Below are 14970 nucleotides of genomic sequence, written 5' to 3' on the forward strand. Positions count from 1 at the left end.
AAGTGTTTTTACATACAAAAAAGCACGGTGTCTGAATTAGCATACCGTGCTTTTTAATTGTTTAAACTATTAAAGTGTATAACTAAAGCTTAGCTTCGCATTGCGCTCTTCCCCTGGCATACCACCTAGAAACATTGCTTTTGAATAATACTTTTTATTAAACAAGTTATTTAGGTTTAATTGTATATGCCATTTGTCTGTAGTGTACGAAACAGCGGTATCGTAAAGCGTGTAACTTGGTACATAACCATCAGGAATACCAAATGATGTTGAGTTAGTGCTACGCTGTGCAACATATGACACACCGCCGCTAATATTTATCGCTTGAGGTAAGTCAAACATATTCGCGTAGTAAGTCACCCATGTACTTGCTGTTACATACGGTACGCCTTTTTGACGCGTATCGTAGCTGCTACTATTTGGATTCTTTTTGTCGCGGGCATCTTGGTAAACACTGTTTAAGTTGATTTTCCACTTATAGTTTAAGTACGCGTTTAAATCAAGCTCAATACCTTTGGTCTCTTCTTTACCGTCAAAAAAGTTTTCGCTGACATTCGGGGCTGATACGCCAGCTTCATACAGTGGGTTACTGTATTGTAGGTTTGTACGAGCGCTTTCAAATATAACAACTGAGGCAAGTAATTGATCATCAAATGCCTTGAAACGAACCCCTAAATCATTACTTAATGATTCAGAATCTTTTCGGTCGGCTTCGTTACCTGTCACTGTGCCTAAAACACTATAAGCCGTCCGGCCTTTCGAGTGGTTGACAAAAATAGATAGGTCTTCATTAGGTTGATATGTTGCGCCTAAGTTATACGTCAAACCTCCGTCAGAGGTATTCGCTTTAGGCTTAGGTGCTGCAAGGCTCTGTCTATAACGCGCATCAACGCCAAGGTGTTCATAGCTTTGTTTAATTTGGTTATAAGCCGCCCCTATACGCGTAGTAAATTGATCATTTATATACGCTACATGTTGAATACCTAAGCCCCATGCTTGTACTTTTTTATTGTAATTACTTGTTTTAAGTGGATCGTAATCTTCAAAGTTACCTGTTGGCCAGTTTGGGTTTCTAATATCAAAAATGTACGGAAGCTTACCCTGGTAACTAATTGCTTTGTTTTTATCTCTAATAATATAGTCTTTATCGTAAATTGAATATTGCTCAAAGCGGATATCACGATCTTCATAATTTGCGTTTAAAAGTAGCTCATTGTCTACGCCGCCCAACATAAAGTCATAGCGTAAATCAGCAAAATATTGCCACGACTTTTCATCCGCTTCAACTTGACGATATTCTTGTCGGCGAGCTGCAAAAGGGTAAAGTACATCGTCAACCACTAATGGCGCTCTTGGATCTTGATTAATTACCCCTCTACGATCCCAATATACATAGTTATAAGCACCTGTTTGGCGTGCAAAACTTGATGTGTAATTGCGATATTGTAGCTGCTGATTTAAAAACAAATCGTCGGTAATGTAATAGTTATGCGTTAATTTAAAACGTAGTTCTTCACCTTCGTTATCTTTAGCCATCGGTGAAATAATACCGTTTGTGCCAAAGCTATAAGGCGTTAAGCCATCTGATGCGGATAATGAACTTGCTAATTGGTCGCGTTGTGATTCATTGAGTTGTAAACCTGCTGATGTGGCATCATTTACTAAATCGGCACCAGTTACTTCTCCTGCTGTTAAACCATTTACCGACGCAGAGTTGAATATACGAATAGGGTGACCGATAGAGTCAACCGCAATCGCATCTTTAATGTACGCAGCTGAAAGCATGATGTTTTGCTTATCACTAAATACATATTTTAATGACGTAAAAATTTCATCACGGTTTTCTTTTAAATCACGAAAGCCATTGCTTGATGCTGTTTTAGCCAACACACGGTACGCTAAATCATCGGTAATCGCATTTGTGCTATCAACAGACAGTGCATAACTATCCCACTGACCAAGCTCGACAGCCACTTTGTGCTTTTCGTTAAACTCAGGTTTTTTTTCTATTAAATTAATGACGCCACCGGCACTGCCCATACCGTATAAACCCGTTGCAGGGCCTTTTAATATTTCGACAGAGTCCACATTGGTCAACGAACGCGTAGGGTTAAATGTGTTGCCAAGTCCTGCACCACCATACATGCCATCGTAGGTGTAGTTAGCGCCTAAACCACGAACGATTAAATTATCACCAATGCCGTAGTTGTTTCCAGCTTGTGTTAAGCCACTTACGTTTCTAACTAAATCTTGTAAATTATCAACGCCTTGGGATTCAATGAGTTCTCGGTCAATAATCACAACCGGTGCTGGCGTTTCCATTAACGACATGTCAGATTTAGTCGCAAGTCCTGAACTCATAACCACGCGGTTTTGTTTTTCGTATACGCTTATACGTTCAATGTCTTCTTCCGCTGTGGTAACTGCAATAGCTGCCTGTGCATTTAAGCATGCAAGAGTAAGTAGTGAGTATTTAAATTTTTTCATGGGGTGATAATTATTCGCATTTAACAAATTTGCGCGAATGATAATGGTTATTATTTTTAAAGTGAATAAAAAGTTCAATTATTTTTCTAAAATAGAACTGTTTGATTGATATTTGAGCTTTAAACGCTTTTTAAGCAACTTTAATTTAAACTAGTTAACATTTAGTTCAAGTTGAGATGTATATAAGGGAGTAAACACGCTGGCTTTAAAAATAATAAAGGCGTGCACTGAGAGTACACCGCCTTTATTTCATTATTTATTTTCTTTATAAATAATGCCTGCTTTCATTACAAAAGGAATTTGCTCTAATAAGGCGATGTTTTTTAATGGGTTGCCTTTTACAGCAATTAAATCTGCGGCAAAGCCTGTTTTAATTTGTCCTAACTGATCATCCATTTTTAATAGTTTCGCGCTATTAATCGTTGATGCTTGGATTGCCTGCAGCTCTGTCATACCAAATTCAACCATGCGGCTAAACTGTTTTGCATTATCTCCATGCGGGTAAATCGCAGCATCGGTACCGAATACCATTTTCACACCCGCTTTAACCGCACGGCTAAAGCTATCGCGTTGTTTTTTAGATACTTGGCGTTCTTTATCGAGGTTTTCTTCGTCAACGCCGTTTTGCTCACCAAAGCTCAGCGTGTATTCGGTATTGTAAATGTCCATAGAGAGCCAAGTACCGTGCTTTTTTGCAAGCGCTATTGCTTCGTCGTCTAAAAAGCTGGCGTGTTCAACACTATCAACGCCTGCTTTAATAGCCGTTTTTATTCCGCTTGTTCCGTGTGCATGCGCAGCTACGGGTAAATCTCGCATGTGAGCTTCATCGACAATGGCTTTCATTTCTTCAAAAGAATATTGCTGTACGCCTACTTTAGTGCCTTTTGAAAACACACCACCCGTGGCACAAAACTTAATCGCATTTGCACCATACTTTATGTTCTCACGCACTTTTATACGTGCAGCCCAAGGGCCATCTGCTACACCGGTTGATGTATATTTAAGTTCTGGTGGTAGGCGGTTGTTATCACAATGCCCACCTGTAATGCCCAGTGCTGGTCCTGCAGCCCAAATGCGTGGGCCAACAATATCACCTGCATTTATGCCATCACGTACTGCTATTACACTATAACCTTCAGCTCCAACATTACGCACCGATGTAAATCCGGCTTCGAGTGTTTTTTTTGCAAAATGAGCGGCCTTAATCGCCATACGTGGCACTGACTGCCCTAAACGTTCACTGCGAGGAACCGTAGGATCGCTTGTTAAATGCACATGCATATCCATTAAACCTGGAAGCAGCGTTAGCGCTGGTAAATCAATTAACTTATCTGTTTTGGTGAGCGTTGGTTTTTTATTGCGTTCTATGGATATGATCATGCCATTATCAATGGTAATTAATGGCGATTGTATTAACGTACCGTTTTCTACATCTAGCATGGCTTTTGCCGATACATAAGTTACGGCGTGCACATTTAAACTCGTTAAACACAATAATGTGATAGAAGCTGACAGCAGGTGTTTTTTCATTTTATTCTTCTTATAGAGAAAGTAGGAACTTCCTTGACTGTACCAAGCTTAATTAAAAGAGCAAATAAATAGCGATGAACGTAATCTGTCGTAATTTCTTTATTTAGTCACTATTAATGCTCATAATCAGCGGGTAAATTTTAAAAGGATTATCATGAAATTAATTAAATTAGCTTTAGTAGCCAGCGGTGTAATGTTTACATTAAGTGGCTGCATTAATACAGAGCTTAACGCAAGTGCTAGCAACAGTACTGAGCCAACCACAACAAACGATCCAGCAAGTATTATTTCAGAACTTTCTGCCCAGCAACAACTTGATGTGCTTGTTGCACAATATTACGATGAGTCTCTTACATTTAGCCCAATCAGCGCAACCTATAATGGTCGTAGTGAATTTAACGATAAATTTACGGCTGAAATCTCACAACACAATCGTGATAAAAAAGCGGCTTTTTATAAAAAATATCAACAACGATTAGCATATATTGATCAAACTCAGCTAAGCGGGCAAGCATTATTAAGTTACGAAATACTAAATCGTGATTTAGCATTGAAGCTAGAAGGTATGAAATTCCCTGATTATTTATTGCCTATTAATCAAATGTCGGGCGCACATAATACCTATGCGGGCTTTGGCTCAGGGCAAAGTGCACAGCCATTTAAAACGCTAGATGACTATCGTCATTTTCTAACCCGTAGCGATGGTTTTATTAAGTGGCTAGCAAGTGTTGAGAAATCAATGGCTCAAGGCATTGAGTTAGGGGTGGTGTTGCCTAAACCTCTTGCACAAAAACTTGCCCCGCAGTTTAAAGCGCATGTTGTGAAAAAAGCCGAGGATTCGTTATTTTGGGGGCCAATTAAAAACCTACCAGAATCGTTCAGCGCACAGCAAAAAGAAGACATTACCGCACAATATCGTGAGCTAATTATGCAGCGTTTAGTACCTGCCTACAACAACATGAGTGAGTTTTTAGTTGAGCAATATATTCCTAATAGCCGAGAAACAGTAGGCTATAGCGATTTACCAAATGGTAAGGCATGGTACGAATACAAAATTAAAAAAAATACCACACTGAGCTTATCCGCTGACGAAATCCATGAAATTGGTTTGAGTGAAGTGTCACGTATTTTAAGTGAAATGAAAAAAGTAAAAGAGACAGTCGGTTTTAAAGATGACTTAGCTGCATTTTTTATTCACTTACGAGATTCAGATGAGTTTTACTTTGATACAGCGGATGAACTTGTTGCAGCGTACGAAAACGTTAAGAAAAAGATAGATGCACGTGTACCTTTATTATTCAATGTCGCCCCAAAAGCACCTTATGTAGTGAAGCCGGTTGAAGCATACCGAGCACAGTCGGCTGCAGGGGCATCTTACTCATCTCCCGCACCAGATGGCTCTCGTCCAGGTATTTTTTATATCAATACCTTTAACTTAAAAGCACAGCCTAAATTTTTACTCGAAACTTTATCGATTCATGAAGCTGCCCCAGGACACCACTTTCAAATTGCGCTACAGCAAGAAATAGAAGGTTTACCTAATTTTAGAAAATTTGGTGGTTACACCGTATTTGCTGAAGGCTGGGCTCTGTACGCTGAAAGTCTTGGTAAAGAGCTTGGTTTATTTACCGACCCTTATATGTGGTATGGCCGTTTATCTGATGAGCAATTACGTGCTATGCGTTTAGTGCTTGATACCGGTTTTCATGCAAAAGGGTGGACGCGTCAGCAGGGGATTGACTACATGCTTGCTAATTCGTCTATGGCAAAAAGCGACGTCGTTGCTGAAGTGGAACGTTATATCGCATGGCCTGGGCAAGCACTTTCTTATAAGTTAGGGCAGTTTAAAATTCAAGGTCTGCGTGAATACTGTAAAAAAGAGCTCGGTGATCAGTTTGATATTAAAGCGTTTCATACACAAATATTAATCGATGGGGCATTGCCGATGCCAATTTTAGAAGAAAAAATTAAGCGTTGGGTTAAATACCAACGCTAATTTGTAGCGCAAAGACAGTATTTTTAAAGGGTATTGGCTTTGCGCCATTTGCAGCAATACGTTAGAATGCGCGCTCTTTAGGGGGCGCGAGTAAATTATGTTTGATCAACAATTAGCAAATACACAATTTTGGCTTAAAAAAAGCTTAAGAGACATGAGCCAAAACGAATGGGAAGCCATTTGTGATGGGTGCGGTAAATGTTGTTTAAATACCTTTATTGATAGTGAAGATGAAGACGAATTTACTGCAACCGATCAACTACGTGAAGGCGAGCAATTAATATTTACTAATATTGTGTGCCAGTACCTGGATAACAACACGTGTGGTTGTAGCGAGTACGAAAACCGCCAAACCCTTGTACCTTCTTGTGTAAAACTTACCAAAGAAAACCTAAAAGACATTTTCTTTATGCCTCAAAGCTGTAGTTACCGACGCTTACACGAAGGTCGCGGCTTGGCTTCTTGGCATCCGCTATTAAACAGTGGTGATAAAACGAAGATGCATCAATTAGGTATTTCTGTAAAAGATAAAACAGTAAAAGATTGCGACGTAAAACTCGATGATTTTGATTTATACATTGCAGAGTGGCCTACAAAGGACGCTGATTAATGAGCAAACAACAAGCTGTAATTGGTTTAATTAATCCAAAAAGCCCGACTAATGTTGGTGGTGTACTTCGTGCTGCAGGGTGTTACAACGCGAGCCAAGTTTTTTTTACAGGTAATCGCTATTTAAACGCTAAAAAATTTCATACCGATACAAAAAATGTGGTTGAGCGTATCCCTTTAACTGAAACGGATAGTTTAGAAAAAGTGAAGCCAAAGGGTGCAACAGTTGTTGTTATTGAGCTAATTGAAGGTGCTACACCGCTGCCTGAGTTTGTGCATCCTGAAAACGCATTTTATGTATTTGGCCCTGAAGATGGCTCTATCCCCAAAGAGGTTTTAAAGTGGTGCGATGAAGTGGTTTATATTCCGACTATCGGCTGTATGAACTTAGCTGCTACCTGCAATGTTGTTTTATATGATCGATTAGCTAAATTAGGTGGCGTTGAAAGTAGCGACACAACTATTATTAGCTCCCGTGATACCAATAACAAAATGAAATGGCAAAAAAAGTAGGGCGTATTAGCTCTTGCCCTCCGTTTCTGTTAAATACAAAGGCTAAGTCTGTTTATCTTTCGAGGTTAAACATGCGCTGCCCTTTGGGTTTTTTCTAGGTACGATTAACTCTTTGTTGCCTAAATGGATGTAGGTAAGGGGCGTGAGCAGGACGCGGAAGCTTTGCTCGGCTTTTAATTATTATTACAGGGATGTCAGTCATTAGAGTAACGCAGGCGCAGTTAGTGAGCCGACTAGATTACAAACCTCGCGCCGCGATTAAATCGCCCCTAGATTGAACAAATTTCAATCCACAAAGGTCAACACGGTCTAGTAATTATATGAAATATTTTGGCTAGTCAAGCACAAGGCTTGCCTTAACTATTATTTGACTGATGAAAGCCTTGATTTCTTCAGTTTTGAAAATATAACCTAGCACATTCCTGCAAAAATTTTATTTCGATCTACACTAAAAACGTCGCTTTATATTAGGGCCTGTTGACCTTTTAGGTAAAGCAGTGCTTATTTGGTGTGGTTATACCAACCTGCATAAATTTTTGAACAATTTAACGAATTAAATTGCACTATAACGTCGTTAAAAGTTTTTTATTTAGAACAACTAGATACAAAAACTTTTGCCTAGTTCTAGCGTAATTTTTCTTAACGTTAAATAGACCCCATATATAAGCAGGTTGGTATTACTTCCCATAAATAGGCGATAACGCAGTATTAATGGCAAACATGTGCTGCCCTTTGGGTTCTATCTATAGGCTATTTACTCTTTGTTGCTTATATGAATGTAGGTGAAAGATGTGAGTAGGACGCGGAAGTTTTGCTCGGGCTTACAGTGATATAAGCCATAAGAGTGACGCAGGAACGATTATGGAGCCCACAGGGCTAGAAACCTTGCGCCGTGGTTAGTAGCCCTTAGATAGAACAAATTTCAATCCTGACAGGCCAATAGGCCCTAGGATTTATATGCACTACTTAGCTTTTGTTTTTTTATTAATTAGCTTTAATAGCTACGCGGATCTGTCGATCAATTATTATCATGATAACACTAAGCGTGTTTTAGCTGGTTATAACCATAAATCGGGTTTACTGTTTGAGGCTAAAAACGCCGAGAAAATAATTCATATTGCTACCGTGGAGTGGCCTCCTTACATTGGCGATCATTTATGTAATAAGGGCTGGGTTTATCAATTTGCAGTCGCATTGTTAAACAGTAAAGGCTACAGCGTTTATATTGAGTTTTTACCTTGGGCACGCGCGGTACGAAATGTTGAGCTGGGTAAAGCGGACATACTTATGCCCGAATACTTTATTGAAGATACAGCGCCTTCTGATTATGTGCAGGGCAAAACACGCCGTGAATTACTGGGTTTATCAAATTCATTTAAAGGCGGTGAAATTGCTTTTTTAAAACGCAAAGGTGAACCTGACAGGTTCTCAGGTAATTTAAAATCAGTTAAAGGTCAAAAAATAGGGGTTGTGCGCGGTTATCAAAATACCCCCGAGTTTGATGCCATGATGGACAATAATGAATTTCAAATTATTAGCGCAGTTGATGATTTACAGCTGGTACAATTGCTTGCTGCTAAACGTGTTGACTTAATTATAGGTGATCCGACTGTGCTCAAGTTCTCTGTAGAATACTCCTCGTTAACCCCCACTGAAAAAAAGTTCTTGTTAAGCTCGCTAGCGCAAGAAACTATATCGCTGCAATATAACCCACTTTATTTTGCAATCAGTAAATTGACTCCTGATTGGCTGCTGATTTTGGATAATATTAATACCAGTTTGTATCAGTTTCATAATAGCGGCGAAACAGAACGTTTAATCAATTTCTTGAGTAATGAATGCCAATCTTGATCTTATACCAAACTGTATAAACCTTTGATCAATTTAACGAATTAAATTGCACTATAACGTCGTTAAAAATTTTTATTTAGAACAACTAGGGCGTGTTGACCTTTCGTGATTGATTTTGCAGCATAAATGCCAAACATGCGCTGCCCTTTGGGTTCTTTCTAGGGGCGATTAACTCTTTGTTGCTTACATGGATGTAGGTAAGGGGCGTGAGCAGGACGCGGAAGCTTTGCTCGGTTTTGACTTAGCCCACTAGGTTACAAACCTCGCGCCGCGATTAAATCGCCCCTAGATTGAACAAATTTCAATCCACAAAGGTCAACACGCCCTAGATACAAAAATTTTTGCCTAGTTCTAGCGTAATTTTCTTAACGTTAAATAGACCCCATATATAAGCAGGTTGGAATTAAAATCCATACATAATTGGAACGTTCTTTTTTAGTTTGTGTGTAATTCGCTGATAAACATGTAAAATCGTTTTCAACTTGTTAATGGAGTGAAAACAACGTGAGTGAACTAAATACAAATCAACCATTCGCGGTCAATGAACAGCCAAATAAAAATTACCTGTTTCCACTGACTGCGATGACAACCCTCTTTTTTTTATGGGGGTTTATAACTGTTTTAAACGATGTACTAATACCACGCCTAAAGGGGGTATTTGACCTAAGCTACTTTGAAGCAATGTTAATTCAATTCTGCTTTTTTGGGGCTTACTTTATTGTCTCTATTCCGGCAGGGATGTTAGTTAAACAACTAGGTTACAAAAAAGGTATTTTAACAGGGCTCGTCGTTGCGTCTATAGGGTGTTTATTATTTTACCCTGCTGTAGTGGTGCATGAATATTGGATCTTTTTAAGCGCTTTATTTGTTCTCGCTTCTGGTATTACTGTCTTGCAAGTTTCAGCTAACCCTTATGTAGCTGCCTTAGGTCCTGAAAAGACAGCCTCATCACGCCTTAATTTAGCACAAGCATTAAATTCATTAGGCACAACCGTAGGGCCTTATGTTGGTGGCTTATTGTTTTTCGGTACAGCCGGCACACTTGCGGCTTCTGCAGCTACAGCTGAATCGGTAAAAGTACCTTATTTGATGCTAGCGGCTGCACTCCTTATTATTGCTATTGTATTTGCATTTATTAAACTTCCTGAAATAGAATCGCACAAAGGAGAAAATAATCAGCAAGATCAAACGCGCTCTTTGGCGCAAGCACCGCATTTAAAAATGGGGGTTATTGCTCTTTTTTGTTATGTAGGTGGTGAGGTAGCAATAGGTAGTTTTTTAGTTAATTATTTTGGTGAGGCTCATATCGCAGGACTTGAAGAACATGCAGCCGCTACTTTGATTAGCTATTACTGGGGAGGCGCTATGGTTGGCCGTTTTATAGGCTCAGCTTTACTACAAAAAATAGCCCCCTCTAAAGCAATAGCATTTAATGCCTGCTGCGTTATTGCATTATTATTAATCACTATTTTTACCCAAGGCGATGTTGCTTTATATTCCGTACTTGCGATTGGCTTATTTAATTCGATCATGTTTCCGACTATTTTTTCTGTTGCTATTGAAAGACTTGGGCCGCTCACGAGTAAAGGTTCGGGTTGGTTATGTTTAGCGATTGTAGGGGGGGCACTCGTACCATTAGCTCAAGCTTTAATTGCAGATACGATAAGTATACAAGATAGCTTTTTTATACCCATGATCTGCTATGTATTTATTGCTTGGTACGGATTTAACGTCGTACGTCTAGCTAAAAAGTGGTAAACGCCGACTTTTTATAAGTGACTGAATACGTATTCAGTCACTTATAAAACAACATTTTTTTGGAACGCTCCAATGGGCGCGTGTAAAACTAATCATATTTCTAACCTGCAGGTTTTCTAATACTTGCTTTAAGCCTTTATTCTTATTTTTAATCAATTACCCATTTATAAGCTTCAAGAGCTAAGATGTTTTGCTAAATCTTGCTAAAATGTAAATGCTTATAAAGATAAAAATAAATAAGGGCGTTTATGTTCAACTCATTGAAATTTACAAGTAAGGTTACGATTGCAGCATCGCTAGTGTTAGTGCTCGTTCTTGGTCTTTTTACTATTAATAATTATGTATCGATGCGCAATGAAACACAGCAACAGTTAGCGCTCGTTTTACAGCAAAATTCAGAATCTGTTTCACAAAATATAGCGAGCTGGCTCAATGCTAAACTTGCAATTGTCGCCTCTGTCGCAAAAACGTATAAAGTTGGCGATTCTAAGTCACTTACCTTATCTCAGCTTAATACAGCAGAATTAGCCGGTAGTTTTAAAAACACGTATATTGGTAAATCCAGTGGTGTGTTTATTTTAAATGATGAAACGGTTATTTTACCCCCCGACTTTGATGCAACAACACGGCCTTGGTATAAGTTAGTAGAGAATAAATCAAATACGGCTTTTACCACTCCTTATATCGACGTAACTACCAATGAGTTAACCATTTCAGCCGTTGTACCTATACAAGATAACGGTCAATTTAGCGGTGTTGCGGGTGCTGATATTGATATGCAAACCGTTTCTAAAATTATTGCTGATATTGACTTTTTAGGTTTGGGGTATGGCTTTTTACTTGATGAAAACGCGCAGGTCCTTAGCCACCCAGATAGCGCACTTAATTTAAAAAATACGACTGAATTATTCGGTATGGCTACGCCTTTGCAAAGCACATTTACAGAGTATGAGGTTAAAGGCCAAACTAAATTAATCTCATTTACTAAGATACGCGGTATTGAGAACGTTGACTGGTACTTAGGTGTGGTTATAGATAAAGATAAAGCATTCGAAAGTGTATCAAGCTTTGGAAAAATGGCGGCTTTATATATGGTCATCGGTATTGCCGTTATTGTGATTTTAATGCAAATGCTGTTACGTTATTTAATGCAACCGATGAATCGATTAAACGATGCCATTAAAGATATAGCGCAAGGCGAAGGCGATTTAACACGCCGTTTGGTCGTCGAAAATGATGATGAATTTGGCGAGCTAAGTCACTTTTTCAACATATTTATTGAAAAAATTCAGCACTCTATTGAGCAAGTAAAACACACAACAGCACTATTAGAGGAGGCAGTAACAAGCCTGGTTTCGCAAACTCACTCGTCGCTATCAATGTTTGATGATCAAAGCAAACGTACTAATAATGTAGCGGCAGCTATTAACCAATTTTCAGCTACTGCGTTGGATATATCTCATAATGCGAGCAATGCCTCACAGTTAGCAAAAGATGCAAATCAACATTCCACGCAGAGCCAGGAAACATTAAATAATAATGTAGCAAGTATTCATCAGTTATCTGCCAATATAGAGGAAGCACAGCAAACGATTAATAGCTTAAATGCTCATACTGCAAGTATTGGTCAAGTCCTCGAAGTTATTAAAGGGGTCAGTGAGCAAACTAATTTACTGGCACTCAATGCTGCAATTGAGGCGGCTCGAGCCGGCGACGCTGGTAGAGGGTTTGCAGTCGTTGCGGATGAAGTAAGGCAACTCGCGTACAGAACTCAGCAATCTACTCAAGAAATTGAAGACACCGTTGGTCAGTTGCAAAAGGGCTCAAATTTAGCTGTTGAACTGATGAAAACCAGTTTAGAGGATAGCGAAAAAAGTGTTCAACAAGCGGATGCTGTTGGCGATGTAATGTCACAAATTATTGAAGCGATAAAACAAATTAATAATGCCAACCATACCGTTGCTAATGCAACAGATGAACAAAATCAGGTTGTTAAAATATTAGATACTGATATTCGCACTATCAGCGAACTTTCTGAGCAAGGTATTGCCAATCTAAATAATACACTTAATGAATGCACTAAGCTTAAGCAACAGTTTAGTAATTTAGACAGTATGGTTAAAAAATTTAAAGTATAGGTAATGCATAAAACATGGTAAATAAACAAAATTGGCTCAATGTAATAAACATCGACAGTGTTTATAGTTCAGATAAGCAACGCCAAGCGTTTTCTTTATTTACTATGATAGGCATTGCAATCGTGGTGATCACGCTGCTGGTGTTTTTAAATTATAGCGTTTATTCACCAATACTAACTGTTGCTTTGGTGATAGTGAACTTTACAATTGTAAGTTGTGCAATTTACTTTATAAAAACAGGTAAACTCGAAATTGTCGCATTGATCAGTATGATCATTGTATTCATTATGTGTGTTGCGCTTACTTATACTGGTGGAAAAGAAAACACTGCTCTGTATTGGCTAATGTTTTACCCTGTGGTTACATTCGCGAGTTTAGGTGTGCGGTTTGGTTGTTGGTTGGGCCTAAGTTTACTACTTTGCTGTATTGCGCTTTTATATGGTCCCAATTTTGGCCAAGTTAGTTATGGTGATGTAGAAAAAACCCGTTTTATAGCTTCTTTTTCCCTTGTTTTTTTATTTTCGTTTATTGGTGAGTACTTTAGGCATAAAAGTCATTTGGCTATTGCTGATATTACGCTTGAACAAAAGCAAGACGCTTATACCGATCCCCTAACAGGTGTTGCTAATAGGCGTTTTATAACCTCGCATTTTTTAAAGCTTGCACAAACTCGACCTGAGCAATATTTGCCCTTCTCAATTTTATTAATCGATTTAGATAATTTTAAATCCTTGAACGATACACATGGTCATGACTTTGGTGATACCGTTTTGATTGAATTTACTAAATTACTTGAATCACAGTTTTCAACGTCTGCTTTAAAATCTCGCTACGGTGGGGAAGAGTTTGTGGTCATTTTACCAAAACTCAAATCGGCTGAAGCAACTTTATTAGCCGATGACTTTCGTGAATGTGTGGCAAAGTATTTAATGATTACTAACGACAATAAAAAAGTGACTATCACCTGTAGCATTGGCGTTGCACAAGTAAATGAAGTTGAAGGCTATAGCAATGGCTTAAAAGAAGCGGATGAATTTTTGTATAGGGCTAAAGCGCTTGGGCGAAATAAAGTGATATCTATTAATAACTAACCTGAACTCTGAATAATAAATCCATCTCGAGCAGCTGTTTTCAGCGCTAACTGCGTTGAATTTACTTGCAATAGGCCCGCTATTGACGCGTAAGTTCGCCTTGTTTTCACTGAAAATCTTTGGCTAGAGAAAATAAATTTAAATATCACAATGATTCAATACGTTAGTAAATCTCTTACCAGATCTCAGGTTAACTAAATATAAGTTTTAATTAACCTCTTGTTAAATCGGGTAAGTCCCAATTATAAAGCGTTATACGGCCAGTTATATAAGGTAAAACGATGTCAAACAGTAAGCTTATTTATGTTCATGATCCTATGTGTAGCTGGTGTTGGGGCTACGCACCTACTTGGCTTAAGTTAAAGGCACAGCTTGAAGATAACATAGTTGTTGAATATAAGGTCGGCGGTTTAGCGCCGGATAATCAACAGCCTATGCCTCAAAATATGAAAGATATGCTTGAAAGTACGTGGTACAAAATTTCGGCTCAGCTGGGAACAACATTTAATCATGATTTTTGGCGCAATTGCCAACCAAGGCGTTCAACGTATCCAGCATGTAGAGCCGCACTTATTGCGCGTAAATCTGGTAAAGAGGTTGAAATGGTTGCAGCAATCCAACATGCATATTACTTAAATGCGCAAAATCCGTCTGATGAATGCACATTAATAGACTTAGCCCAGCAAATAGGCTTAAACAAAGCGCAGTTCGCTGAGCAGCTAACATCATCTGCTGTTAATACTGAACTAACACAAGAGCTGGCTCTGGTCCGTACACTTCCTATTCATGGGTTTCCTTCTCTTGTACTTATTCATAAAAATAAAGCACACCCAATAGAAATAAGTTACACCGATTGGCAGCTTTCTCTCGCTGAGATTAATTCTATTTTAAATTAAAACACATAAATTAAAGGGTGTTTGATTAATTAATATCCTTTTTTTTGTCAAATCCCCTTTGTAAGTCTTTATTGTTACCACTGTCATAAAATCGACTTTTT

At 38.6% G+C, this 14970-nt stretch carries 10 protein-coding genes; 8 read left to right on the forward strand and 2 right to left on the reverse strand.

Features of this window, described 5'->3' with window-relative positions:
- Positions 1–69 precede the first annotated feature (69 nt).
- Together H5119_RS10995 and H5119_RS11000 are read right to left on the reverse strand one after the other, a co-directional pair.
- Positions 70–2487, reverse strand: a complete 2418-nt coding sequence (locus H5119_RS10995; protein WP_182702253.1) for a TonB-dependent siderophore receptor — start codon at positions 2485–2487, stop codon at positions 70–72.
- Positions 2488–2739: 252 nt separating this feature from the next.
- Positions 2740–4017, reverse strand: a complete 1278-nt coding sequence (locus H5119_RS11000; RefSeq protein ID WP_182702254.1) for an amidohydrolase family protein — start codon at positions 4015–4017, stop codon at positions 2740–2742.
- 154 nt (positions 4018–4171) lie between these two features.
- On the opposite strand from H5119_RS11000, the gene H5119_RS11005 reads away from it, so the two are divergent.
- From H5119_RS11005 to H5119_RS11040, 8 genes are all read left to right on the forward strand, one after another.
- A complete protein-coding gene (locus H5119_RS11005; protein WP_182702255.1) occupies positions 4172–6013 on the forward strand; it encodes a DUF885 family protein in 1842 nt (613 codons plus the stop codon).
- 97 nt (positions 6014–6110) lie between these two features.
- A complete protein-coding gene (locus H5119_RS11010) occupies positions 6111–6623 on the forward strand; it encodes a YcgN family cysteine cluster protein (RefSeq protein WP_182702256.1) in 513 nt (170 codons plus the stop codon).
- Positions 6623–7135: an RNA methyltransferase gene (locus tag H5119_RS11015; protein ID WP_182702257.1), complete on the forward strand. Its 513-nt coding sequence runs from the start codon at positions 6623–6625 to the stop codon at positions 7133–7135. The genes H5119_RS11010 and H5119_RS11015 overlap by 1 nt, the downstream gene beginning before the upstream one ends.
- Positions 7136–8092: 957 nt before the next feature.
- Positions 8093–8986: an ABC transporter substrate-binding protein gene (locus H5119_RS11020; protein ID WP_182702258.1), complete on the forward strand. Its 894-nt coding sequence runs from the start codon at positions 8093–8095 to the stop codon at positions 8984–8986.
- Positions 8987–9490: 504 nt separating this feature from the next.
- Complete coding sequence (gene fucP, locus H5119_RS11025; RefSeq protein ID WP_182702259.1) at positions 9491–10744, forward strand: L-fucose:H+ symporter permease; 1254 nt, start codon at positions 9491–9493, stop codon at positions 10742–10744.
- A gap of 248 nt (positions 10745–10992) precedes the next feature.
- Positions 10993–12882: a methyl-accepting chemotaxis protein gene (locus H5119_RS11030; RefSeq protein WP_182702260.1), complete on the forward strand. Its 1890-nt coding sequence runs from the start codon at positions 10993–10995 to the stop codon at positions 12880–12882.
- Between the two features lie 14 nt (positions 12883–12896).
- The gene (locus tag H5119_RS11035) at positions 12897–13973 is read left to right on the forward strand and encodes a GGDEF domain-containing protein (RefSeq protein ID WP_259398951.1); all 1077 of its coding nucleotides are present in this window, start codon (positions 12897–12899) and stop codon (positions 13971–13973) included.
- Between the two features lie 281 nt (positions 13974–14254).
- A complete protein-coding gene (locus H5119_RS11040) occupies positions 14255–14869 on the forward strand; it encodes a DsbA family protein (protein WP_182702261.1) in 615 nt (204 codons plus the stop codon).
- Positions 14870–14970 lie beyond the last annotated feature (101 nt).

Source organism: Pseudoalteromonas sp. SG45-5, assembly GCF_014164085.1.
Lineage (GTDB): Bacteria > Pseudomonadota > Gammaproteobacteria > Enterobacterales > Alteromonadaceae > Pseudoalteromonas > Pseudoalteromonas aliena.

Bases quoted from the DNA above. Each gene is read 5' to 3' on its own strand.
- H5119_RS11035 (WP_259398951.1), top strand. From the start codon at position 12,897: ATGGTAAATAAACAAAATTGGCTCAATGTAATAAACATCGACAGTGTT.
- H5119_RS10995 (WP_182702253.1), bottom strand. From the start codon at position 2,487: ATGAAAAAATTTAAATACTCACTACTTACTCTTGCATGCTTAAATGCA.
- H5119_RS11015 (WP_182702257.1), top strand. From the start codon at position 6,623: ATGAGCAAACAACAAGCTGTAATTGGTTTAATTAATCCAAAAAGCCCG.
- H5119_RS11040 (WP_182702261.1), top strand. From the start codon at position 14,255: ATGTCAAACAGTAAGCTTATTTATGTTCATGATCCTATGTGTAGCTGG.
- H5119_RS11030 (WP_182702260.1), top strand. From the start codon at position 10,993: ATGTTCAACTCATTGAAATTTACAAGTAAGGTTACGATTGCAGCATCG.
- H5119_RS11020 (WP_182702258.1), top strand. From the start codon at position 8,093: ATGCACTACTTAGCTTTTGTTTTTTTATTAATTAGCTTTAATAGCTAC.
- H5119_RS11010 (WP_182702256.1), top strand. From the start codon at position 6,111: ATGTTTGATCAACAATTAGCAAATACACAATTTTGGCTTAAAAAAAGC.
- H5119_RS11000 (WP_182702254.1), bottom strand. From the start codon at position 4,017: ATGAAAAAACACCTGCTGTCAGCTTCTATCACATTATTGTGTTTAACG.
- H5119_RS11005 (WP_182702255.1), top strand. From the start codon at position 4,172: ATGAAATTAATTAAATTAGCTTTAGTAGCCAGCGGTGTAATGTTTACA.